This is a genomic window from Halobacteriovorax sp., from assembly GCF_048381875.1.
Classification (GTDB): domain Bacteria; phylum Bdellovibrionota; class Bacteriovoracia; order Bacteriovoracales; family Bacteriovoracaceae; genus Halobacteriovorax_A; species Halobacteriovorax_A vibrionivorans.
In genome coordinates this window covers 489,356-512,244 of sequence record NZ_JBLXBP010000003.1, presented here as the reverse complement: position 1 = coordinate 512,244, position 22,889 = coordinate 489,356, and the positions used below count along the sequence as shown (strand labels likewise).

Below are 22,889 nucleotides of genomic sequence, written 5' to 3'. Positions count from 1 at the left end.
CATTTGCAATTTTGTGCAAATAGTTATTCTGGATTTATGGATTTGAGACTATAATTAAGCTTATGAAATTAGAGAATATTTTTATTAATGCAAATGGTGAAATTAAAAAGTCAGTATATTTAGTATTACTGATTATTCTTTTCTATTTTATTAATCACTTTGTCTCTTTTGTACTAAAGAAGACAAAGTCCGTTTCTACAGAGCAGAAAAGACGTTATGTTGTTAATACAAATATCTCTCTTACTATTTTATTTGCTTTTATTGCACTGTATATATATTCGGCAGAGATTAAAAACTTGGCCTTTTCACTCGCTGCTGTTCTTGTTGCAATCGTCCTTATTACAAAGGAATTCTCCCTTAATTTAATTGGTGGAATCTATAAAACTTTCTCTGGTGGCTTCATAATTGGTGATGCTATCGAAGTCGATGGAAGAAGAGGAAGCGTTATCGATCGCGATCTTTTTACAACGACTCTCTTAGAATTTGGGCCAAATAAGAACTCTCATAACTTTACGGGACGCTCCATCATTATCCCAAATTCAGTATTTCTAAGCTGTAAGGTAACAAATGAAACATTCTTAAAAAGCTATGTTCTCCATAGCTTTAATATAATATTAGACCCTCATGATGATTGGGAAAAAGCAGAGCAAATACTTCTTGAAAGAGCTGACTTCTATTGTTCAGAGTATTTTGAAGTGGCCCAAAGAGCTCTTAATAAGCTATTTACAAAGTCTCATCTTGAAACCCCTCTTTTAAAGCCAAGAGTTCAAATTACTTTTAATTCAAAGGAAGAAATTGAATTAAATGTAAGAATCACGGCCCCTTTTCGCACAAAAGGAACAGTTGAACAAAAGATTATTAAAGACTTCATGCGCGAGTTCTACAATTAACTAGCAGTGTCATTTTGTCTCTAGACAGCATCACTCCCCCGACGATATAGATTGTTCATATTTCGATAGGGGGAAATAAATGAAATCAATCTTTGGAATATTTCTTATCATGCTAATTTCTATTTCAAGCGCACAGGCAGGTATCTTTCCAACAAAACTTGCTCCTTTTGACCAAGCTGGGTCTTACTTTGATGAAGACCAAGGTCTTATTATTGGAAGCGATGGATTAAAGTATTGGCATGTGGATAACTATGAAATGCGAAATGAAAAAGGTGTAATCTTTAAGTTTGGACTATTCGCAATCAAGTCATCAGATGGAAAGCGATATAAGAAAGCAAATAAAAGACATATAAAAGAGAATTGGGATGAGAGAAGATATCCCGTTAAATTAAGTATGCGAATGCTCACAATTAGAGAAGATGCCGATGTCGACTTCAAAGAGTTATCAAGAGCAGTTGAAAATGGAGAAAGCATTTATCTCTCTGAACAAGAAAGAACATCACTATCTGCTTATCTTACAATGAGACAACATGATCAAGACAAATGGGATGGTAGTTTTCGCACAAGCAGAAGTTCAGGAAAAACTGAATGTACAACAATTGGAATGAATACTTTTTGTACGACAAGATCATATTAAAAAAAGCCTTCTAAGAAGGCTTTTTTTTTAATTTAAGTCTTTCATCAATGCTTTAAATTCTTCACCAACTCTTATTACTTCTTTCTTATCAGACTCTTCGAAAGCCTTAACGATTTTATCTGTCGTTGTTAATCGATATGAATTAACATCAAGCTTTCCTTTAAACCACTTATCCATATGTTTCACATGCTTTAATCGATCATCTAAGAAGAAAATCGCTTTATACTTCTTTTTTAAATTAGGTCGATTAATAAGGTAAGTAAGCATCTCACCTTTGTTTAACCCTGACGTTAAGAAGACACCATCTGCATAACGAACCTTTCGCCCATTCAGCTTAGTAGAAAATGGCAATTTCGGTGCATTTCTCTTATCAAAATCAACGCCATTTCGATTCAGTTCACGAATTGTTGCTGGATGATTAACAGGTCCGCGTGATGTTAGAGCAACAACCCCATAATTAGCTTCCTGAAGGCTTCTTATAAGCGATGGGATTTCTTTTTCGACAAGTAACATACGTGACAAGAAAGTCGCATTATACGAGTACTGAAGCACTCCCCCAACAGATTTTGCGATACAGTGTTTTGGGCATCCTTTTTTTATCTGATCTTTTTGCCAGTTAAACCACTGATCACTAGCAAAACTCGTTTTAAAACGCAGTAAAGTATTATCGATATCGTAGATGACAAGAATGTCACTTGGAGCGACTTTATTCTTTAAAGCATAGTGAGTTACTTTCTTATAAAAGTTAGTGTGTGAAGAGATTTCTTCATAAGCAAAAGTATTAAAAATTAATAAAAATGAAATTAAGAATTTCATAAGGTCTCCTTTCTAAGGCGAGAATCTTAGCAAGAAGAGCAACAAAAGACAAAGGCCTTCTTTTTTATTAGAAGGCCTTATTTTAGATATTAATTTTACTTAAGAAATAAGTTTAAGATGCCATATCATCAATATCAGACTCGTGCTCAAGCCAAGCACTTTCTGGATCAAGGATCTCGATATCTTTATGAGGCATCTTTTTGCGATTACGCATTTTCTCTTTTTTCTTTTGCACTTGCTTTTCAATTTTAGCAACTGCTAGGTCAATTGTTTTGTAGAGGTTTTCCGAATGAGCTTCAGCATGGAAGTCAAACCCTGGCCCTAGAACCTCAATTTCAGCATAGTGCTCGCGACCATCTCTTACTTCACAGCTCCACTTCAAATGGAGATTACCATCCAGATATTTTGCAATCTTCTCTGACTTTTCGTGGATTCTCTCATCAAGTGCTGGCGTATGCTCAAGGTGTCTAAAACTTACTGTAACTTTCATAAAATACATTCTCCTCTATGATATAAAGTATCTTGGAACTGACCTATCGGCTGTTTTTCCAAAATATCGAGCTATTTTACTTTTCTTTTTGACGACGACAAAATGCCAAGACTTTCTCGGTACTTAGCGACTGTACGTCTTGCTACTTTCATCTCCTCTTGACTCAAAAGGTCGGCAATCTTCTGATCTGATAGAGGCTTCTTTGGATTCTCATTGTCTACAAGCTCTTTAATTTTAAGCTTAACAACTTCACCTACGGCATCCACTCCACCTTTATCTCCACCAATTCCAGCGTTGAAAAAATACTTTAATTCAAACATTCCAATTGGTGTGTGCATATACTTATTTGAAGTAGCACGTGAAACTGTCGACTCATGAACTCCTAATTCATTGGCAACATCTTTTAGAACCATTGGCTTTAAATGCTTAGGTCCTTTTTTAAAGAACTGCTGCTGTTTTTTCACAATTGATTTTGCCACTTGGTCAATTGTTCTCTGTCTCTTATTTATAGACTTAATTAGCCATAAAGCCGACTTAAGTTTTTCTTCCACAAATTCTTTAGCTTCTTTATTCTGTAGGGATTCTGCTTGATTAAGCATATCCTGATACATTTTAGAAATTCTTAATCTTGGTACACCGTCGTCATTAACCTGAACAACGAATTCTCCACCGATTTCAACTACGTAAACATCAGGTGTGACATAATGAGTTTCACCCCCACCAACAAGTCTTCCTGGCTTTGGATGAAAATTATGAAGTAGTTTTGCTGTTTCAATAATCTGCTCTTCAGCAACACCAGTATCAGCTGTAATTTTCTTATAATCTCTATTTTTAAGATTCGTTAAATGAAAACGAATAAGTTTTTCTAGTAAAGGTGAACGCTCTTCTGCGATACGCGCCTGAGCAAGAAGACAATCAACAAGGTCTTGAGCACCACATCCTACAGGATCAAGTCTTTGCACAAGCTCCAGCATTCCCAAACACTCTTCACGCTCAAGGTTTGAAGTCTCAATTAGTTCATCAAACTTACATGAGAGATAACCATCATCATTAATATTTCCGATGATCTCAATTGCAAAATCAATTTCCACATCGTTAAGGTCTTCCATACGTAGCTGCCACTCTAAGTGCTCAGCTAGTGAAGCACCTTTGGAAACCATATTTTCATAATTAGGCATATCATCTGGACTAAGAGATGGTGTTGCCATATTTGGTTCATATGTAGTTGAGTTGTAACTATCGACATACTTTTGCCAGTCGATATCGTCACCACTACTCATCATGGCCTCTTCTTTAAAATCGTCGGCCTTTGCTTCTTTAGATTGATTCTCTAACTTATCTAGTTTGTAATCTCCCTCACCATGAGAAACTTCTTCTAGCATCGGATTTTCAACCATCTCCTTAGCAATAACATCTGTCATTTCTAAGTGACTTAATGTGAGTAGTTTAATCGCCTGCTGAAGTTGCGGCGTCATCACGAGTTGTTGAGACTGATTTAGACTTTGTGAAAGTTTAGTGGCCATAGTGGTTCCTTATTCATTTCGTAACCAGACCTCTACTTTAGTTTATTGGTCTAGCTACATTTTAAATTCTTCACCAAGATAGAACTTCCGTGCTCTTTCATCGTTTACAATATCTTCCGGTGTCCCACTTACAAGTAATTCTCCACTACTCATAATAAACGCGCGATCAACTACTCCAAGTGTTTCTCTAACGTTGTGGTCGGTAATGAGGACTCCAATATTCCTCGTTTTTAAGCTGTTAATAACAGTTTGAATGTCATTAACGGCTAACGGGTCAACTCCAGCGAAAGGTTCATCGAGAAGGACAAACTTTGGCTCTAATGCCAGTGTTCGTGCGATCTCAACTCTTCTTCTTTCCCCACCGGAAAGAGCTGAACCGAGAGACTTTCGGATATGTCCAAGACCAAAGTCGCTTATCAAGTTATCAAGAAGTGTCTTCTTCTTGGCCCTTGGTAAGTCTCGGTTTTCAAGTACCGAGTAAATATTGGCCTCAACCGATAAATCTCTAAAGATGCTAGCTTCCTGAGGAAGATATCCAACACCTTTTAGTGCCCTAATATGAATTGGCTGCTCCGTTAAGTCTTCACCTGAGAGATCAATACTACCCTCATCTGCTTTAACGAGCCCAACCATCATGTAAAACGATGTTGTCTTTCCAGCACCGTTTGGGCCGAGTAAACCGACAACTTCTCCTTGCTTAACATCGATGCTTACGCCTTTAACGACTTCTCGTCCGCCGTAAACTTTCTTTAAACCATGAGCTGATAACTGTGCTATTTCTTCTGACATGCTATTACCTTATTTTAAAATTCGTATTAGCATCATCAACTTCAATGGTTTCGATGTCTCGCCTAAGAACAATTGTGTTACCTCTCAATAAGTCTTTCTTTTGATAAACCCTTGGAAGACCTAGCAGAACGATTTTTTCTTCTGCCATAAATCCCTCGAGTCTCTCACTGAAAGCCTTCCTTTTGAAAGGTGGCTGTCCTTTAGGAGAAACAGTTTCCTCAATAACCACATCGTCATAAAGTGCATAATACTTGAGCTTTTTGTTATAATTATCTAGGTAGATTTCGCCATTTCGAGCACTTGCAACTAGTTGAGATTTAAGAAATTTTACATTTCCACTCAAATTGGCATTGCGCTTGCTCTTATCGACGACAATCGAGTTGGCCTCAAATTTGATATCATCTTCATAGGCCCTCGTTCGACTTACCTTTCCTTTTACATTTCCATCATATCTAACTAACTCATTTGAGAGATTGTATGAAAGATTATCTGCGCCAACTTCAATTTCATAAGCAGCATCGAAATTCTTAGATGATGATTTTGCATTTCCTTGAAAATTTACCATTTGGGAATTATCAGAATATGTCATTGAGTCAGACTCGATACGAATATTTGGATCTCTTAAGATGACATTTCCTCTTAACGAAAGATACTTCTTATTAACATTGATTACACCTGTGTAGGCATCATAATACATCGGCTGCGACTGATAGTCGTTTATTAGAACCCCACTCGGCTCTGTTAGAATCAAAACATTGGTTGTTAAGTTTTGTGAAACCTCAGCAGCATCTAAATGATAACGTCCTTGCTTATCAGACATTTTAAAGTACTTCACATTTTTAAAATATGAGTAGACGTCTTGATCAAGAAGCTCATTCATACTCTCATCAATACCTGTTGTATTGTAAGTAACAAAGAGTCCCATATATGTAGAAGCGAAGATGCCAAAGAGAAATAACCAAATTGACAACCTCTGTCCAACGCTTAGCAAAATAAATTCCTTAAAAATTGAGTAAATAATCAGCTATTTACGTCCTTCTATTTTACGACAAATATCCGCGTCATGCCAATTGTAAGTATTGGAGTCTTTTCCAATGGTTGCGTATTTGGTAGAGTTAATCGCTCAGGAATACACAACACATATGGGAAACAATAATATGACTTTAGAGATTGAGAAAATCGTGGCCGAAGGAGTAAAGCTAACTCCAATGATGGCCCAGTATCACGAGATCAAAACCCAATATCGCGACCACATGCTAATGTTTCGCATGGGTGACTTCTATGAAGTTTTCTTTGAAGATGCAATTAACGCTTCTAAGATTTTAAATATTGCACTTACTCACCGAGGAAAACTTGGAGAGCACAAAATTCCAATGGCCGGTATCCCACATCATGCGGCCGCAACTTATATTGATCGCTTTTCAAAAGAAGGATTAAAAGTTGCAATATGTGAACAGGTCCAAGATCCAAAAGAAGCAAAGGGAATTGTTGAGCGTGCAGTAACTCAAGTTGTTTCTCCAGGGATGCCTTTTGATCTCGATAAGACCGACTCAAAAGAAGATCAATTCATTGTCGCTTGTAATGAAACAAATGGACGCTTTGAAATTATCACAATCGACTTCACAACAGGATTCTTCAAAGGTTTTATTCTTGAAACTTTTGAGGACTTTATTGAAAAGCTTCGTGTTCTTGCACCAAAAGAATTTCTTACATACTTAGGTCAATGGGATAAGTATGAAAACGTTGCGACTTTAAATGAACACAACGGGACTCTAGTTACTCACCTTTCAAAAGAATACTTTAAAGAAAAGTACTCGAGTGTCTATATTGAAAAATTAATTCCGACTTATAAACGTGACCAAGTTATCAAAGAAAATGAAACGGTATTAGAACCAATTGGTGCCCTTTCATATTATATTTGTTCAACTCAAAACCACGAAGGATTCTCTCACCTTCATACTTTTAGCCTAAGTGATGAAACAGGCTCAATGAAAGTGACGATACCAACTCTAACTGGACTTGAGATTCTGCCAAAGTCTCGTGAAACCTATAAAGAGTCTCTCCTTGGTTTTATGGATAAGACAAAGACTTCAATGGGTTCAAGAAAACTTAAAACGATTTTCACATCTCCACTTACGAGTAAGGCAGAAATTAAAAATCGTCTTGATACAATTGAGTACTTCTTAAAAAATGATGAACTTCTACAAGATACGCGTGAGTCATTAAACAACGTACGCGACTTAGAAAGAATTCTAGCAAAGGCCGCGACAAATCGTGCAAATGCCGGAGATCTTCTTAATATTGCAAGTGCTGTTGATGTCTATGAAGATCTATTAAACTCTCTTAAGAAGCTTCCTACTAATGTCTTTGGAACATTAAATAAAGAAGCAAAAGAAAGTCTTTTTGAACTTCGCAATGAAATTAAGTTAACGATCAATGATGAAATTGGTGCAAGCCTCGATAAAGGAAACTTAATTAAGGAAGGTGCAAATAAGACACGTGATCGCCTTGCTAAAGTTTCACAAAATACGGCCCAGGCCCTTGTTGAGCTTGAAAATCGATACCGTGAAGAGACAGGAATTCAAAAGCTAAGAATTAAATCAAATAATGTTGCTGGATACTTCATTGAAGTTTCAAAAACTCATACAGATAAAGTTCCTGCAAACTTTGTTCGTAGACAAACTCTTGTTAATTCTGAACGATATGCAACAGAAGAACTAACTCAATTTGAGAAAGAAGTTGTGGTAGCTCGTGAGAAACTTGAAAAGTTAGAAAGAGAAATCTTTAAAAACCTAATTAAGCAAATCACAATGCTAAGTAATGCTATTCAAAACCTAGCAAATATTCTGTCCACAACAGATACTCTCCAATCACTTGCTTGGATTGCTCGTAATGAAGAATTTTCGAGACCGACAATTTCGGACAAGTCCCGTGACATGGATATTCACGGTGCATGGCATCCGTTAATTAAAGCTGCTATAAAAGATCAGTTTATTCCTCACGATCTCAAACTTAATGAAAAAACATACTTTGGTCTTATCACTGGTCCTAACATGGCCGGTAAGACAACAGTTATGCGTGAAATCGCAATCATTCAATTACTAACGCAAATTGGATCATACGTTCCTGCTGAAAATGCAAAAGTTAGTATCTGTGATTTCTTATTTAGTCGTCTTGGTGCAAGTGATGATATTTTAAAAGGTCAATCAACTTTCATGGTTGAAATGGCCGAAACAGCTGAGATTCTAAGGCATGCAACAGAGAACTCTCTTATCATTCTTGATGAAGTTGGACGAGGAACATCGACTTATGATGGCCTTTCTATTGCGTGGGCACTAGTTGAACATTTCATTGAAGAAACAAAAGCTCTATGTCTTTTTGCTACTCACTACCATGAATTAATTGATCTTGCTGATAGTTATCCACAAGCAAAGAACTTAACAGTAGAAACTTTAAATCATAAAGGAAATGTAAAATTCCTATATCGCCTAATAGAAAAAGCAGCTTCGCAGTCATTTGGTATCTACGTTGCTAAACTTGCTGGCCTTCCTCCTTCTGTTTTAAAACGTTCTCAAAATGTTTTAAAGAGCATGGAGAAAGAAACAAATATTTCAAAGGCCCTTTTAGGACAAGATGAGACTGCATGTGGTGAGCAACTTGATTTCTTTAATATTGAAGTAACTCAAGAAGTACCTGACTATTTAAAACAAGTTGAAGATGACCTAACAAAAATGGATATTAACAACTTAACGCCAATTCAAGCACTTAATAAGCTTCATCAATTAGTCGACCAAATTACTTTTAGCTAGATAATTATAGAATAAGCAATATTTTCCAAGGACGTGTTCAACACGTCCTTTTTTTTATTCCCATGCCTAGATGCCGATACGTAGGGCATGAGCGCAAACCAGAAACTGACAGAAATTTACGATCATTATAAACAATCAAAAGCGGCCAAGAAGCTTCGAAATGATAGGCTTAGAAAAAGAGCATATGCATTTATTTGTGACCTCTACATTATTGTCTTTGCCAATAAGGCCCTTTCATTTGTTTGGCTATCTTTTATAAATAATTATGTTTCAAATATTTCAACGTCACCGAGAGTTTCGACGTTTACGTTTCAAGCCCACACAACAAACCTATCCCTGGCGATCATGTTCTTTAGTTATTTCTTTTTTTCTTATTACTTAGGAAATGGACAAACGCTTGGAAAAGCTTTCTTTAAGCTAAAGGTTGTTAGCTCACGAGATATGACAGAAGAATTAAGTGCCCTCGACTGCTTTGGCCGCTCTATTGGATATGTCTTTGCTAGCCTACTAGCGTATCTACCACTTGCCTTAAACTTTGTTAGGAAAGATCAAAAAGGTGTTCAAGACTTTATCTCTCACACTCATGTAGTATGTATGGATGATTTTGAATATGCCTTAGCACAAGCGGAAGTATCAACTCCTGAAGAAGCACAACAAATCGCTCTCTTTGAAGAAGTTTCTTAGGGGCGCGGGTACCAATGGAACTTTCAATAGTTTAGCTCCTCATTTCCAATTGAAATCATCATAATTTTCTTTAAACTTACGTTTTAAATCGTTTTCACAAGATAAAATGATCAAAAGAGACTTATATAGGGCTGCTTAAGCACTTATAAGTAAGCTAAGTACCTGAAACCTCCATTGGTACCCGCGCCCCTAAAAGTCTAAGTCAGAAAAGATTTCACTGGCGCGCCCAACAACGCGAGACTTTAATTTCTCATCAGAAGTAGGTGTTTTTGATTCTTTATAAGGCTGCATCACAGACTTAGATGCGACTTTTGATTTATTATAGCCTTCACTATCGCTCTTAAAGAGATCTCTCTGATCACTATCTTTAGAATCCCATGGCCTTTTTACATTGGCCTTTAACTCACCTTTTTGCTTACGACGTGAGCGCTCTTCTTTATGATCGAGAATAATCTCCAAAAGAGATTCATCTGAACTCTCAATACGTTTTTTAATTTTGGATTTTGAAGATTTTTCAAAAGTTTTATTTAAACTTAGGGCCATAATATTCTATTTTATCTGCCCCTATGATTTCGTGCAACAAAGATCTTACTATTTGTCGTAAAGCTCTTTAATACTGGCCTTAAGCTGATCCATACTTTTTGTTTTAAGAATAACTTCATCACTATTTAAGAGAACCTGAACTTCTCGGTCTACAGTTCGTCCATTTTGCCTAACAATATTATCAAGTACTGTAATACTGCAATTATCTCTTCCTTCTATATAGTGATGTTTAACATTAGAGTCCTTTGTTTTCTCTGACATTCGTAGGTTTCGACTTGTTTGCCTCTCTAGAATCCATGCAATAGAAGCAGCATCGCAAAGTTTTGCAAGATCAAGTCTTGAAACATTCTCATAACAATCCTCTTCCAAAACACCTAATGCTTGTAGCTCTTCTTTTTCCATGAAGCTTAGAAGACCTTCATCCATAGCAATCTTTAAATAGTCTTTTGGATACTTCCCGTCTCCACATGGAACTTCTAAATTACCACCGAGTGCCTGATAATGAGACATCATATTTACATTATTAACAACTGCTCTTTCTTTGAGCTTTTTAATCATTTCTTCTTGTTCATAATTCATTTGAAGATATGAGCTTGCACCATTTGGTAGCATGGCACTACTTTCTTCCTTCCACTTATTAGTGTTTAGATAAACACCTTTTGCATACTCACAAGCGAGGTTATCGCCGAAGTTATTACGAAAAGACTCAGTAACATCAATATGTTTCTCAATTAGACCTGAAAGTGGTGTTGGTTTTCCACCTAAGGCCCTGGTCGTAATTTCATGTCTGATTAAATTCATCACTTTATCATTAGATAACTCCCCTTCTTCTAACGAGAGTTTCATTAATTTATAGTAACCATCAGTCAAATTGCCGCTACTATCCACACCAGTATACATAGCATATTGATTGGCCGCTTCGGCCAATTTCTCTCCGGAGAAATTATCTTTTAAGTATTTAACTAGACCGTCTACATCACCTTGATAATTAATATAAGCTTGAGCAAGTTCACGATCTTTATAGGACTCATCAGAAACAATATATCCCGTTGCCTGACTTGATCTGATTAGACGATCGATATTTGGGCTAACGGTATAACTTCCAACTCCTGTTTTAGAATCATATTCGTAGAAAGGAGTTGTCGAGCGACTAATTAAATCAGCAACAATTTCTTCGCGATCTTGTCGTTTTAACTCATTTTCAGGATCAACACTATTGAAGTATTCATCCAGATTAATAGTGTCTTTATCAGAATTGCCAATATGATATTGAAGTTGGTTCATTGCAAATTGCTTTGCAATCTCCTTCTTTTTCTTTGGAGTTAGCTCGTTAGTGATTCCAACGCCGTAACCACCCATACCGCTTCCAAAAACTCCCCCACCCATACCGCCACCAGAAGTAGTTGGGAATCCTCCGCCAGAAAAGCCTCCACTCGGATAGCCTCCTCCTTGGCCCTCATTTGCACCTTCCATAATGACACATTCTACACAGTCGGCCATCTCTGAAAGGTCTTCAAATAAACCATCAAAGGCAAGAGAATTTAATGAAAAATGAATAAGAATCGATAGATTAAGTGCTTTCATACTGCGCTTTTCGACAAAATTCTTTGGTCATTTTAATAATCAGAGAAAAACTAAATTAAAAGGAAATATTAACCTTAGAAGAATGCAACGATGGCACAAAGGACGACAAAAGCGATCAGGTTTAAGATTGCACCAAATCCTATCATTTTCTTCATTGAAACGAGGCCTGTTCCATAAACGATAGCATTTGGCGGAGTCGCTACAGGAAGCATAAAGGCCATATTGCAACTGAAAGCAATGACAAAAGCTGCGGTTGTTGTTGAAAAACCAACTTTTGCTGCAGCCGCAATTAAAATCGGAACAAGAATATTTGCAGCGGCCGTATTACTTACTAACTCAGTTAAAAGAATTGTAATGGCCACAATAAAAATTAGAATAACTGAAAAACTAAAGTTACTAAATATTGTAATGATATTATTTCCAACATACTCTGCAATTCCAGTTTTAAAAAGAGTTGTCCCAAGGGAAAGACCTGAAGCAAAAAGTAATAAAGTTCCCCAATCTATTTTTTTAATGTCTTCTTGTTCCAATAGCTTTGTCTTACTATAGATTGGAAACATAAAGAGTGAACACGATGCGATGATAGCAACCATGGCCGGTGTCACATACTTATGCAAATAGATGGTTAAAGCATTGGCCTTACCAAGAACAAAAGTTGCAATAGTTGGAGCAAACCAAAAGAAAACCGTTAATGAGAAAATGGCCATTAAACGAAATTCATTATTTGAAATCTTATGGTCCTTTCCTAAGCTTAGAATGAGATCCTTCTTATCAACCTTAGGTATGGACTCTGTAATTTTACTCTTGGCATAAAGAAATAAAATCAACATGAAACCACAACTTAAAGGCAAACCGTATTTAAACCAATCCCAAAATGTTAAGCTCTGCCCTGTATGCTGCTCTAATAAACCCATCGTAATGAGATTTGGGGGTGAACCTATTGGCGTTGCCATTCCCCCAACAGTGGCTGCATAGCCAATAATTAAAAGAAAATACTGTTTTGTAATATCCTCTTTCACTTTAAATGACTTTAAGATACCAAAAGCTATCGAGATCATCATAGCTGCTGTTGCGGAGTTTGAAACCCACATTGAAAAAGTAGCAGTTACAACGATAATTACCGCAAGTGTTCGATTAAAACTTCCATTGATAAACTTTGAACTTAATATTGCAATCGAAATTTTTCGATCTAATCCTAATTTCTCCATCGCGCGAGCTAAGAGAAAACCTCCCATAAAGAGAAAGATTATTGGAGAGCTAAAACTACTAAAGGCTTCCTCAAAAGATATAACTCCAAGTAAAACTGTTAGAGCAACTCCCATAAGACCTGATATAAATAAAGTAGTACTTGAAAGTAGCCACTGAACGACAACATAAGAAAAGATTGCTAAGAATTTTTTAGCATTTTCTTCTAAAGGTAAATTTGAAGTATAGACAAGAAAGAAAGCAATGATGCCTAAGAACTGAAAGATGACTGACTTAGCAGTGTTATTCTTCCACTCAGTTCTAAATTCATCATATAAGCTTTTAATCATAGAGTCTTCTTAAGTATCCTCCTGCCGCATTAGCAACAGGAGGAATATTGGATTATTTTAAGAAACTAAAGTGTAATTCATCAGTCTGCTCTTTTGAAGGAACAGAAGGAGCATTCGACATCATATCACTTGCTGTCGTTGTTTTTGGAAATGCAATTACGTCACGGATATTGTCAGTTCCTGCCTTTACCATTGTGATACGATCAAGCCCTAGAGCAATCCCACCGTGCGGAGGAGTTCCATATTTAAGTGCATTAACAAAGAAGCTAAATTGCTTTTCAACTTCTTCTTCACTCATTCCAAGAACTTCAAACATTCTCTCTTGAACAGCACCATTGTGAATTCTAATCGATCCACCACCTAGCTCGTAACCATTACAAACGAGGTCATATGCTTGAGCAGGAAGATTCTTTAGAACTTCGTTTTTCACGCTGATTTCTTCATTCATAAACTTATCCATTTCACTTAACTTTGGAGAAGTAAATGGATGGTGTTTTGCGTATAATCTTTCTTCATCAGCTTCAAAGCATGGGAAGTCATTTACCCATAAGAAAGCATATTTCTTATCACTATTTTCAATAAGCTTAAGCTCTTGTCCAAGGTGGCGACGTAGAGCATCCGCACTGTCGTGAACAATCTCTTCCTTATCAGCAAAGAATAACCATGTACCAGACTTTGCATCACCATCAAGGTCTGAAAGACTTGATAGAGAAGCTAGTACATCATCAGTGATAAACTTAGAGATACCACCAGATGCTTTCCCCTCTTCAACTTTAAAGAAGGCAACACCTTTTCCACCAAATGGCTTAACAATATTTACAAAACCATCAAGGATCTTACGTGAGAAAGTTCCCATCGTTGCAGGAACGAACATGGCCTTAACCATTCCACCAGATTCAATAGCATTTTTAAAAACACCAAATTCAGTTTCTTTAAAAAGATCAGAAACAACATGTTGCTTAAGACCGAAACGAACATCTGGCTTATCAGAACCATAATCTCTCATGGCATCGTTATAATTCATTACAGGAATCTCATAATCTGATTCTAATTCAAAAATATTTTTCATTAGATCTGTTGCAAGATTCTTCATGTACTCTTCTGTCGCAAAAGAAACTTCAATATCCACTTGAGTAAATTCTGGCTGACGGTCAGCTCGAAGATCCTCATCACGGAAACACTTACAGATTTGGAAGTACTTATCAGTTCCACCAATCATAAGAAGTTGCTTTAGTGTTTGTGGTGACTGTGGAAGTGCATAAACATGACCTGGATGAACACGAGATGGAACAACATAGTCACGAGCACCTTCAGGAGTCGACTTATATAGAATTGGAGTTTCAACTTCAATAAAGTCGTTTTCGTGCATTGTATTTCTAACGTCTAAAGTAATCTTAGAACGTAGTTTTAAAATATCTTGAAGCTTCTTTGTTCTTAGATCAAGGTAGCGATACTTAAGCTTATTATCTTCTGTTGCTTCAGTCGCTCCATATGGAAGAAATGGAATATTGTTAATATCACACTCTGATAGAACTTCTAATTCTTCAACATGGACTTCAACTTCACCTGTTGGCATATTCTTATTTAAAGCTTCTTCTGGACGCTTTGCCACTTCACCTTTAATCATAATAACTGATTCGAGGTGACACTTTTTAAGAAGATCAACGTCGCCTTTGAAATTTGTAAAGTTAAGCTGAGTTAAACCAAACTTATCTCTTAAATCGATAAAAGTAAGTCCACCTAGGTCGCGGTTCTTATTTACCCAACCGCATAGTGTTACAATCTTTCCGATGTCTTCGGCCCTTAATTCTCCTAAATTGTGAGTTCTCATCAAACCCTTAATCTGTGACATGCTAATCCTCTTGATATATAGTTTTTGTGTATGAAATTTATAGCAAATTCTACACATATTCTCAGTATTTTTTTCTACTCAGTCGTTTTGTTTTACGCCACACCTAGTCATGCTCAATTTATCAATAAAAAATGGGGTGTAAACACGATGATCACGCCTAGTAAGAAAGAAATTAAGGTATCCTGGGCCGTAAGCGAAAAAGAGAAACGCCAAGGACTAAGTGGACTCAAATCAGAGGCCATGAAAGAAGACGAAGGTTTACTCTTTGTTTATCGTCGAATGATGCCACTAAAGTTTTGGATGCCAAATACATTCTTTGACTTAGATATTATTTTTCTCGATAAGAATTTTAAAGTTGTGGCCATTGAAACTCTTCCTCATTACCCGGGCCGAGAAAACCCTAAGAAGATTCCAATAACAAAGCCTTATCAAAGCCAATTTGTCTTAGAATTACATGCTGGAATGGCAAAGAAATTGAAGATAACGAAGGGCTCCCAACTTAAATGGAAGAAAGCCCTCTCACAGAAGTTTCTGAATTCTCTGGGAATAGAATAAGATACTCATCACGTGCGATATAACCTAAGTGATCGCGAACAAGCTTCTTCTTATACTTATTATTTGTGCGAATTAATTCTAGCTCCTTCATAAGTCCCGCATTCTCTTCTTTTAAGAGATGGGCCTCATGATAGGCTTGATCAAGAGTAGATTTCTTATCAAAGTATTCAATAACGCCACCTTGAGAAAAAATTAAGCGACCTAATAGGAATAGACAAAATCCCCAACAAAGCTTAACACCCCAGCTCGTTACCTCGCCTTTCTTTCTCGACTTTGACTTAACTTTTCTCTTTGCTGAAACTTTAGCTTTTGGTTTCGTTAAAGATTTAGCTTCTGATTGTTGTGCATAAGTCGGCGCGGCCGGTGCTGTGGTCTTCTTTCTAAGTGGTGAAGACATTTCGATATTATTTGAATCAGTAATTGGTTTTCTTGTTGCTGCTGATGCAGTTGTTGATGGCCTTGCAGATGAAGACGGAGCAGACATTGATACTCTTCTTGCTCCGGCCGCTGAAGCTTGAGCTTCTTTTGCCATTCTCTGCTCTCTAAGCTTTGCTAAAACTGATGAACCAGAAGATTTAGGTGCTTCACTCGCAGCACTGGCTTGCATACGTGATTGAGGAGATGGTCGACTTCCTGGTGTTGGAGGTGGAGAACCTGCATCACTTTGACGTCTTTGCATCTTTGCACGATTGCGCTCGATTGCTTTTTGCATCGCCGCACTTCTCGAATTAGACTGATTTGAACTAGTTGAATTTGTAGAGGCACCAGACGACGCTGGACCACGGTTCCTTCCTAGTGAAAATTGCAAACTTACATCCTGTTTTTTGCTAAGCATTCCTCATGAACACTTTTTTTCCCAATATCAATATTTTAATGCGTTTCAAAAAATGACACAAGTCTTTTTCCGTAGGAAATCTTCTCGTGACGCACCGTCAAAAGCTTTCGGCCATTATGACAGTAAATTAAATCCTTGATCCGTATTAAGTGATTCTACACGAAGCCAAAACTTACGAATTGTAGCTAATTCTTTTAAGTAGAGGTTCAAAGTGCCATCAAGCCCTTTTAAGATGTGAGCATCACGATCTAACTCACCTTCTTCAAATAGTGCTGATAATTCGTCAAATACTCGGTGAAAGCGATCTTTTGGCTTAATAATAAAATGCTTTTCTGAAACATTGTATTCAAGAAAGGACATTTTACTCTCAAGATATTTCTCTAAACGAGAAAATAAGATGCTAGCAATGCATACATCACCAATTGGCCCAAGCTTTAAGCGCTGGCCATTTCCTTCAAGTTTATGACTTTTGAAATTGATGCGAATCGCATCGTCACTTCTTTGATACCACCAGCTAAAACCAGGGTCAGAGATATTACAAATGAGATCTTCTTCTAATGGGAATCTCTTATTGAATACCTGATCAAAAATAACCTGAGCAAGGTCAAGGTTATCAACTTCATAATAAAGAGACTTAGTAACTTCATCTTGGTCGATACGTAGAGCTTTTAAGGTCGCAGTATCACCAATTAAAGCCGCCTCAAAAGTATCACTGATATTATCTGTGATCACTCCACGTAGACTAAAAGTTGAGCTACTTTTAACGATATTAAAAACGAGTCCACAAGTTTGCGGATAATCTTGTTTTTGAACTTCTTTATTTATTTGTTCAGACGAGTGGCCGAATAAAAACTCATTTCTAAAATCGTCGTCTGCTAAAATTTCGTCTTGTGTATTAAGGTTAAATGTCTCTTGTGTGAGAAAATCAAACTCGTTGTGCACCAACCCCTCCGTAGGTAATACATATACTTTATAGTCTAAAGGGTTTTGCTACGTGTTGGCAAGAATTTGGACGCGTTAAAAAATTGCGACAAAAATCTTTAAAACGAGAATAACAATCATTGGAGAGATATCGAATGGAATATCCATCTCTGGCAACATTCTTCTCACAGGGCCACAAGTATAATCTGAGATCTGTTTAATTCTAATGGCAACAGGATGAGATTTATATTGTGGAATATAAGAAATGATGACATCGATGATAAGAATAAAAATGTAAATATCGATTAGTGTGCGAATCAAAATTAATCCCCTTGATTGGCAATTAGAATATAGAACTTCCTAAAAAAGTTCAAGCACAAGCAAAAGATAAAACCTAAAACTATTTAACAATTGGAGAGCTTAAAGCTTCTTTAGGTGCTTTATTAAGCTTAGTACAAGCAATTTCGTACTTATTCTGACAAGAAAGCTCAAGATATTTTTGTGACTTGGCCGCGAGTCCATCTTGATGATAAAGATCAGATAATAAGAAGCATGCTGGAGCATTATTTTCATTCTCACAAACATAGAGAAAGATATCTCTTTTAAAAAGAACATAACTTCCACCCAAGAGGAGAAAGAAGACGCCAAAAAATGTCCAATTCTTCTTATATCGTTTCATCATTCAAATAAACTCATTTGTGATCCCATGACAATATCGTCAAAGGAGATACCCATAAATCTTAGCACATCCGTTGCGACTGGAGATAGTTGTTTATCGATATAGTGCTGATAATCAATATCACGAGGTGATAAATCAATTGGTACTGGCCCGTGTAACGTCATCAAGTAACTGATTTGACGGATATCTTTATCTGGCTCCTTCTCTTTTAAAAGTTTTGCAGCTTTTACATGAGGAGGGTTCGACTTTGTGTATTCACTGATATCTTTTGATAGTCTCTTGGAATAAACAAGATCCTGATCATAAATTCCATTCTTTAAGTCATTCACATAACTCTTAATATATTCATTAAGTGATTCGTCTTTAAAGAACATTTTATAAATTTCAAATTGAAAATTCTTTGCGGCCTTTGTCCAATCCGAGCGAACAAACTCCATTCCAGAAAAGTGTAATTCATCATTACCAAGCAATCCAGCATAGCGTTTTTTAGCTCCTTGCTCAGATCCCCTCATCCCCGGAATAAAAAGCTTTTTAAAATACTTCTCGTATTCCATCTCTAGGAATGATTCCACATTGAATTCTCTTTTAATCAATTCTGCAAGATGATTAGTAATTTTCCTCGCAAGAGAGTTAGCTGCTTTATCTTTTTGAGAAACATCTAAGAATTTTAATTTAACAAAGATAGAATCAGTATCACCATAGACAACCTCATAGCCCAAACTTCTAGCATGATTCATGGATTCATTAAGTAACCACTGGCCAGTTGAAGTAATTGAAGTGGCAAGATCAGCATGATAAAAACGACATCCACCAGAGCCCATAACACCGTAGAATGAATTCATAAGAATCTTAACGGCTTGAGAAAGGTTCTTATCTTGGCGATGCTTTGCAATCTCTCTTTGACCTAAGAGGTAATCGATCTGTTCAGGTAGAATATGTTCTGTTTTTGAAAATGAAACACCATTCTTTAAACGTGTTCCATTAACATCTCCTCTTAAACGAGAAAGAGGATCGATTTTAAATGTTTTAATTATTGTTGGATAAAGAGATTTAAAATCTAAGACGACAACGTGCTCGTGTAATCCCTTTGTTCCTTCAATCACAAGTCCACCAAGAGATGCACTTTCTTTATCAATATCTAAAGTATTACCGGCGATAAATCCTTTACGATGTAAGCGTGGTAAGTATAAGTGATCAAAAGATCGAGTTGAACTGGCAAGTCGATCAATTAGCATCCCGCTATATTGAACACGACGAAAGAGATGATCATAGATTTGTAATTTTTCATAGATATCTAAAACGAGTGTACAATCGAGAATATTATACTTTGCTAAGGCATGCTTATCTTCATTAAAACGTCTTGTGATCTCTTCGACTTTCTCCATTCCCGTCGCAGAGATATCTTTATTCGTTCCCAGAACTTCACTTGCAACTGTATCGAGTTTAAAATTTTCAAATGAGTAAAAGGCCGATCTTAATGTTGGAGGGCCATCAATAACTTGGCGTCCAGCTATTGTAGAAAACCAGCCGGCCCCTTTTCTTTCACGTAAACGAACTTGAGAGCCATCACGGCCGAGGTTTAATCTTAAGCCTAGTTTTTGGCATTTTCGATCAAGAAAGTTTAAGTCAAATCCAACAACATGCCACCCCACAATAAAGTCTGGATCGTATGTTGGAAATTCATTAATAAATGCATTCAATAATTCTTTCTCACTCCCATAGAAATGAGTTAGCTCATCATTTGTATATGTTCGAGACTCATCAAGCATATAGACTTTCTTATACTCAGCCTCACCGATTTGATGGATAGCAATTGAATAGAGATCATCTCCCATACTCGTTTCAATATCAATGGACATGATATTAAACTTTGGTATCTGATGCTGATCAGTTAATGCTTTAATTTGTGGATTGGTAAAGACACGAGTTTTACCGATCTTTTGACATGGACCTTGAAGCATAACTTCACCATTTATGAATCTCTCCATAAGAAAGCGCTCATTTGGTCTAACATCACTTTCATAAGTACGAATACCGTTTTTATGAAAATGCTCACGTGTATCGAGAAGGTCTTTGTGTTTATTGAAATAAATTCCATCAACCGTTCGGCCATTGAAGGCCTTAAGGCCAAGTTTTCTTCTCTCTCCTTGAAAACTCATATTCAGTTTCACATCAGACTCGATAAAGAACAGAGGTTTTTCAGTTGTGATAATAACTTTAACAACATCCTCTGGAGTCTTAACCCAATAGACTAACTCCATATGATCGTTGCGATCAATAATTTGGTCTTGAAGAATAAAGCCTTGGCAATGAATGATTTCCGTCATGAAAATACACTATCCTATTAAATCTGATTTGTCTTTTTTTATACATTTCTTAAGTTTAGTGATTCGTCATCTCCCCGATATGCAGGGCATGACAATAACAATCGTATTTACACTATTTAATTTAGTTTTTCTCGTGGACTACTTTTCGGAAAAGGGTCAAAAAGGCAAGAAGTATCGCTTACTTAGCTATATGTTTCTTGGCGTTTTGTCCCTGCTTTCGATCCAAGTATTCCAAAACGCTGCAATGCCTGTGGTATTCGGCTTATTGGCCCTCTGTTCCTTGGCCCTAACCCTTGTTAATGAATTTATTAATCCCCCTAAAAACGCTAAGGAACGTGTTTACAATGGATGTGTCAATATGCTCTTGCCGACAGCGTTGCTTTTCATCGCACTACGTTGGTTCCCGTCGGCTTCTGACACTAGTGCATTACAAGGAGGACCCGACACAAATCGAAACATCTTCATTATCCAAACTCTCTTAGTCCTTGGTTTGGCCTTTAAGTATGCCCCTACTCTCATCTTCACAAAGAAGGCCTCTAAGGAAATTAATGAAGACTTAAAAACTATCAAGTTATAGCCTCTCCCTCAGGCTATTAAAGTGGCCATGATTATCTCAAATATGCTAATGTTGTTGCACTTAAACGGAGATAATTATGGCCACTTTTAAATCAACAAAACACTTTTACGGATTCCCATGTACTCACCGTCAGTGGAAAGCAGAATCTCACTGCCGCTTTGTTCACGGATACTCAAGATCATTTCACTTTGAATTTGAATGTTCCGAGCTAACAAAAGAAATGTGGGTAATGGACTTTGGTGATCTTAAAGATGTGAAGGCATGGCTTGATGATATGTTTGACCACACTTTCCTGGCATCACAAGATGATCCATTTATGGAAGAATTTAAGAAGCTCGATGAAGCTGGAGTTGTTCAACTTCGCGTTCTTCCAAATGCAGGAATGGAAGGAACAGCTCAGTACGTTTATGAAAAAATGAGCGAGCTAATCAAGAAGAAAACAGACGGTCGCGTTTGGATCTCTCGCCTTGAAGTTAAAGAGAACGAAAAAAATTCCGCAGTCTATCTTCCATAATTCAAATATTAATTTTAAGTACGCGGTTCCTAAAGTGATTTCTGGGACCGTGTACCTAAAGTAATACCTAAAGTAAACATGAGCACGATCAGCAAATAATTCCATTGATTTTCTTTAAAAAATGAAAAATTAAGAAATATTAAGGTGTTTTCGATGAGATAAAGTATCGAAGACACTTGAATTATATTGCTACGAGTAATATATAGTTGACTAAAAAAGAAAGGATCAAAGTTATGAAAATTGCGCCACTAAACTCTTGGATGGATATAAAAGAAAGACCACTCGTTATTGCAGGACCATGTTCGGCTGAAAGTGAGGAGCAGGTTTATCAGATCGCCAAAGAGCTAGTTGCCAACGGAAAAGTTGATGCCTTTCGTGCAGGAATTTGGAAACCAAGAACTCGCCCAAATACATTTGAAGGTGTAGGCCTTGTTGGGCTTCCTTGGATGGAGCGAGTAAAGAAAGACTTTGGGATTCCTATTACAACAGAAGTTGCAAACGCTTCACACGTTGAACTTGCCTTAAAACATAACGTTGATATTCTTTGGATTGGTGCTCGTACAACAGTTTCACCATTTGCCGTACAAGAAATTGCTGATGCCCTAAGAGGTGTTGATATTCCAGTTATGGTAAAGAACCCAATCAACTTAGACCTTGCACTTTGGATGGGTGCTATTGAAAGATTTTCAGCAGTAGGCCTTGATAAACTAGCTGCCATTCACAGAGGTTTTTCAAGTGCTGAAAAAACGAAGTATAGAAATAAGCCTTACTGGGCAATTCCTATTGAACTTAAAAGACTAATGCCAGAGCTTCCAATTATTTGTGACCCTTCTCACATTGCTGGGAATCGCAATCTGATTGGAGAAGTTTGTCAGAAGGCCATGGATATGAATATGGATGGTGTGATGGTTGAAACACATATTACACCGGAAAAAGCACTAAGTGATGCCGCTCAACAGGTAACTCCAAAAATGCTTCACGATATTATCACTCACCTACAAGTAAGAGATGCTATTGGCCTGAATGATGGTTTTGAAGATGAGCTAAATAAACTTAGAAATAAGATCGATCAAGTTGATAATGATATTCTAGAGATGATGCATATGCGTATGAATATTGTTAAGCAAATTGGAAAGCTTAAGAGTGAAAATAATGTAACTCCACTTCAAGTAGGAAGAATGGATGCTCTTATGAAAGACCGCCTTGAAAAGGGTAAGAAATTTTCTCTCGACCCAAGATTTGTTGAAGAACTCTACCATGCAATTCACACTGAATCAGTTAGAGAACAAACACGCATGATGAATGATTTTAAAAAAGAATCTTAGTTCA

General features: G+C 36.9%; 22 protein-coding genes. 8 read left to right on the top strand and 14 right to left on the bottom strand.

What is annotated here, in order from left to right; all coding sequences use genetic code 11:
- Positions 1 to 62 precede the first annotated feature (62 nt).
- Together ACN5L8_RS10895 and ACN5L8_RS10890 are read left to right on the top strand one after the other, a co-directional pair.
- Positions 63 to 890, top strand: a complete 828-nt coding sequence (locus tag ACN5L8_RS10895) for a mechanosensitive ion channel family protein (RefSeq protein ID WP_114705437.1) — start codon at positions 63 to 65, stop codon at positions 888 to 890.
- Positions 891 to 969: 79 nt separating this feature from the next.
- Entirely contained in the window at positions 970 to 1,527 is a 558-nt protein-coding gene (locus ACN5L8_RS10890) for a hypothetical protein (RefSeq protein WP_419173031.1), read from the top strand.
- Positions 1,528 to 1,554: 27 nt separating this feature from the next.
- Here ACN5L8_RS10890 and ACN5L8_RS10885 read toward each other — a convergent pair whose 3' ends face one another.
- From ACN5L8_RS10885 to ACN5L8_RS10865, 5 genes are all read right to left on the bottom strand, one after another.
- Entirely contained in the window at positions 1,555 to 2,343 is a 789-nt protein-coding gene (locus ACN5L8_RS10885) for a DUF2608 domain-containing protein (RefSeq protein WP_419173030.1), read from the bottom strand.
- A gap of 112 nt (positions 2,344 to 2,455) precedes the next feature.
- Positions 2,456 to 2,833 carry a ribosome hibernation-promoting factor, HPF/YfiA family gene (gene hpf, locus ACN5L8_RS10880; RefSeq protein ID WP_334678091.1) on the bottom strand — a complete coding sequence of 126 codons (378 nt, stop codon included), beginning with the start codon at positions 2,831 to 2,833 and terminating at the stop codon, positions 2,456 to 2,458.
- 71 nt (positions 2,834 to 2,904) lie between these two features.
- Positions 2,905 to 4,356: an RNA polymerase factor sigma-54 gene (gene rpoN, locus ACN5L8_RS10875; RefSeq protein ID WP_114705441.1), complete on the bottom strand. Its 1,452-nt coding sequence runs from the start codon at positions 4,354 to 4,356 to the stop codon at positions 2,905 to 2,907.
- Between the two features lie 54 nt (positions 4,357 to 4,410).
- On the bottom strand, positions 4,411 to 5,145 hold the full coding sequence (gene lptB / locus ACN5L8_RS10870) for an LPS export ABC transporter ATP-binding protein (protein WP_114705442.1): 735 nt from the start codon (positions 5,143 to 5,145) through the stop codon (positions 4,411 to 4,413).
- Positions 5,146 to 5,149: 4 nt separating this feature from the next.
- Positions 5,150 to 6,115, bottom strand: coding sequence for an LptA/OstA family protein (locus tag ACN5L8_RS10865; protein WP_114705443.1), 966 nt, complete (start codon positions 6,113 to 6,115; stop codon positions 5,150 to 5,152).
- A gap of 124 nt (positions 6,116 to 6,239) precedes the next feature.
- Between ACN5L8_RS10865 and mutS the strand changes: the two genes are divergently transcribed.
- Together mutS and ACN5L8_RS10855 are read left to right on the top strand one after the other, a co-directional pair.
- The gene (gene mutS, locus ACN5L8_RS10860; RefSeq protein ID WP_419173029.1) at positions 6,240 to 8,954 is read left to right on the top strand and encodes a DNA mismatch repair protein MutS; all 2,715 of its coding nucleotides are present in this window, start codon (positions 6,240 to 6,242) and stop codon (positions 8,952 to 8,954) included.
- An 87-nt stretch (positions 8,955 to 9,041) separates the two neighbouring features.
- Positions 9,042 to 9,638, top strand: a complete 597-nt coding sequence (locus ACN5L8_RS10855; protein ID WP_114705445.1) for an RDD family protein — start codon at positions 9,042 to 9,044, stop codon at positions 9,636 to 9,638.
- 189 nt (positions 9,639 to 9,827) lie between these two features.
- Here ACN5L8_RS10855 and ACN5L8_RS10850 read toward each other — a convergent pair whose 3' ends face one another.
- From ACN5L8_RS10850 to aspS, 4 genes are all read right to left on the bottom strand, one after another.
- Positions 9,828 to 10,181 carry a hypothetical protein gene (locus ACN5L8_RS10850; RefSeq protein WP_419173028.1) on the bottom strand — a complete coding sequence of 118 codons (354 nt, stop codon included), beginning with the start codon at positions 10,179 to 10,181 and terminating at the stop codon, positions 9,828 to 9,830.
- Between the two features lie 48 nt (positions 10,182 to 10,229).
- Entirely contained in the window at positions 10,230 to 11,765 is a 1,536-nt protein-coding gene (locus ACN5L8_RS10845; RefSeq protein WP_419173027.1) for a hypothetical protein, read from the bottom strand.
- 74 nt (positions 11,766 to 11,839) lie between these two features.
- Positions 11,840 to 13,300, bottom strand: coding sequence for an SLC13 family permease (locus tag ACN5L8_RS10840; RefSeq protein ID WP_114705447.1), 1,461 nt, complete (start codon positions 13,298 to 13,300; stop codon positions 11,840 to 11,842).
- 52 nt (positions 13,301 to 13,352) lie between these two features.
- Positions 13,353 to 15,152, bottom strand: a complete 1,800-nt coding sequence (aspS, locus tag ACN5L8_RS10835; RefSeq protein WP_419173026.1) for an aspartate--tRNA ligase — start codon at positions 15,150 to 15,152, stop codon at positions 13,353 to 13,355.
- 30 nt (positions 15,153 to 15,182) lie between these two features.
- Between aspS and ACN5L8_RS10830 the strand changes: the two genes are divergently transcribed.
- Positions 15,183 to 15,707, top strand: a complete 525-nt coding sequence (locus ACN5L8_RS10830) for a DUF192 domain-containing protein (protein ID WP_114705448.1) — start codon at positions 15,183 to 15,185, stop codon at positions 15,705 to 15,707.
- Here the strand turns inward: ACN5L8_RS10830 and ACN5L8_RS10825 are convergent.
- The 5 genes from ACN5L8_RS10825 to ACN5L8_RS10805 all read right to left on the bottom strand — a co-directional run bounded on the left by ACN5L8_RS10825 (position 15,652) and on the right by ACN5L8_RS10805 (position 20,469).
- Positions 15,652 to 16,515 (bottom strand): FtsB family cell division protein, encoded by an 864-nt coding sequence (locus ACN5L8_RS10825; RefSeq protein WP_419173025.1) that lies wholly within the window; start codon positions 16,513 to 16,515, stop codon positions 15,652 to 15,654. The two genes, ACN5L8_RS10830 and ACN5L8_RS10825, sit on opposite strands and share 56 nt — an antisense overlap.
- Positions 16,516 to 16,656: 141 nt before the next feature.
- Positions 16,657 to 17,484 (bottom strand): hypothetical protein, encoded by an 828-nt coding sequence (locus tag ACN5L8_RS10820; protein ID WP_419173024.1) that lies wholly within the window; start codon positions 17,482 to 17,484, stop codon positions 16,657 to 16,659.
- Between the two features lie 75 nt (positions 17,485 to 17,559).
- Positions 17,560 to 17,784, bottom strand: a complete 225-nt coding sequence (locus tag ACN5L8_RS10815; protein ID WP_158536736.1) for a YggT family protein — start codon at positions 17,782 to 17,784, stop codon at positions 17,560 to 17,562.
- A 79-nt stretch (positions 17,785 to 17,863) separates the two neighbouring features.
- On the bottom strand, positions 17,864 to 18,145 hold the full coding sequence (locus tag ACN5L8_RS10810; protein ID WP_114705452.1) for a hypothetical protein: 282 nt from the start codon (positions 18,143 to 18,145) through the stop codon (positions 17,864 to 17,866).
- Positions 18,142 to 20,469 carry a DNA polymerase II gene (locus ACN5L8_RS10805; RefSeq protein WP_419173023.1) on the bottom strand — a complete coding sequence of 776 codons (2,328 nt, stop codon included), beginning with the start codon at positions 20,467 to 20,469 and terminating at the stop codon, positions 18,142 to 18,144. The genes ACN5L8_RS10810 and ACN5L8_RS10805 overlap by 4 nt, the downstream gene beginning before the upstream one ends.
- On the opposite strand from ACN5L8_RS10805, the gene ACN5L8_RS10800 reads away from it, so the two are divergent.
- From ACN5L8_RS10800 to ACN5L8_RS10790, 3 genes are all read left to right on the top strand, one after another.
- Positions 20,468 to 21,046, top strand: a complete 579-nt coding sequence (locus ACN5L8_RS10800; RefSeq protein WP_334678086.1) for a hypothetical protein — start codon at positions 20,468 to 20,470, stop codon at positions 21,044 to 21,046. The two genes, ACN5L8_RS10805 and ACN5L8_RS10800, sit on opposite strands and share 2 nt — an antisense overlap.
- Positions 21,047 to 21,122: 76 nt before the next feature.
- On the top strand, positions 21,123 to 21,560 hold the full coding sequence (locus tag ACN5L8_RS10795) for a 6-carboxytetrahydropterin synthase (RefSeq protein WP_120405293.1): 438 nt from the start codon (positions 21,123 to 21,125) through the stop codon (positions 21,558 to 21,560).
- A 233-nt stretch (positions 21,561 to 21,793) separates the two neighbouring features.
- On the top strand, positions 21,794 to 22,885 hold the full coding sequence (locus tag ACN5L8_RS10790; protein ID WP_199506600.1) for a chorismate mutase: 1,092 nt from the start codon (positions 21,794 to 21,796) through the stop codon (positions 22,883 to 22,885).
- Positions 22,886 to 22,889 lie beyond the last annotated feature (4 nt).

Bases quoted from the DNA above. Each gene is read 5' to 3' on its own strand.
- ACN5L8_RS10895 (WP_114705437.1), top strand. From the start codon at position 63: ATGAAATTAGAGAATATTTTTATTAATGCAAATGGTGAAATTAAAAAG.
- ACN5L8_RS10890 (WP_419173031.1), top strand. From the start codon at position 970: ATGAAATCAATCTTTGGAATATTTCTTATCATGCTAATTTCTATTTCA.
- ACN5L8_RS10885 (WP_419173030.1), bottom strand. From the start codon at position 2,343: ATGAAATTCTTAATTTCATTTTTATTAATTTTTAATACTTTTGCTTAT.
- hpf (WP_334678091.1), bottom strand. From the start codon at position 2,833: ATGAAAGTTACAGTAAGTTTTAGACACCTTGAGCATACGCCAGCACTT.
- rpoN (WP_114705441.1), bottom strand. From the start codon at position 4,356: ATGGCCACTAAACTTTCACAAAGTCTAAATCAGTCTCAACAACTCGTG.
- lptB (WP_114705442.1), bottom strand. From the start codon at position 5,145: ATGTCAGAAGAAATAGCACAGTTATCAGCTCATGGTTTAAAGAAAGTT.
- mutS (WP_419173029.1), top strand. From the start codon at position 6,240: ATGGTTGCGTATTTGGTAGAGTTAATCGCTCAGGAATACACAACACAT.
- ACN5L8_RS10855 (WP_114705445.1), top strand. From the start codon at position 9,042: ATGAGCGCAAACCAGAAACTGACAGAAATTTACGATCATTATAAACAA.
- ACN5L8_RS10850 (WP_419173028.1), bottom strand. From the start codon at position 10,181: ATGGCCCTAAGTTTAAATAAAACTTTTGAAAAATCTTCAAAATCCAAA.
- ACN5L8_RS10845 (WP_419173027.1), bottom strand. From the start codon at position 11,765: ATGAAAGCACTTAATCTATCGATTCTTATTCATTTTTCATTAAATTCT.
- ACN5L8_RS10840 (WP_114705447.1), bottom strand. From the start codon at position 13,300: ATGATTAAAAGCTTATATGATGAATTTAGAACTGAGTGGAAGAATAAC.
- aspS (WP_419173026.1), bottom strand. From the start codon at position 15,152: ATGTCACAGATTAAGGGTTTGATGAGAACTCACAATTTAGGAGAATTA.
- ACN5L8_RS10830 (WP_114705448.1), top strand. From the start codon at position 15,183: ATGAAATTTATAGCAAATTCTACACATATTCTCAGTATTTTTTTCTAC.
- ACN5L8_RS10810 (WP_114705452.1), bottom strand. From the start codon at position 18,145: ATGATGAAACGATATAAGAAGAATTGGACATTTTTTGGCGTCTTCTTT.
- ACN5L8_RS10800 (WP_334678086.1), top strand. From the start codon at position 20,468: ATGAAAATACACTATCCTATTAAATCTGATTTGTCTTTTTTTATACAT.
- ACN5L8_RS10805 (WP_419173023.1), bottom strand. From the start codon at position 20,469: ATGACGGAAATCATTCATTGCCAAGGCTTTATTCTTCAAGACCAAATT.
- ACN5L8_RS10795 (WP_120405293.1), top strand. From the start codon at position 21,123: ATGGCCACTTTTAAATCAACAAAACACTTTTACGGATTCCCATGTACT.
- ACN5L8_RS10790 (WP_199506600.1), top strand. From the start codon at position 21,794: ATGAAAATTGCGCCACTAAACTCTTGGATGGATATAAAAGAAAGACCA.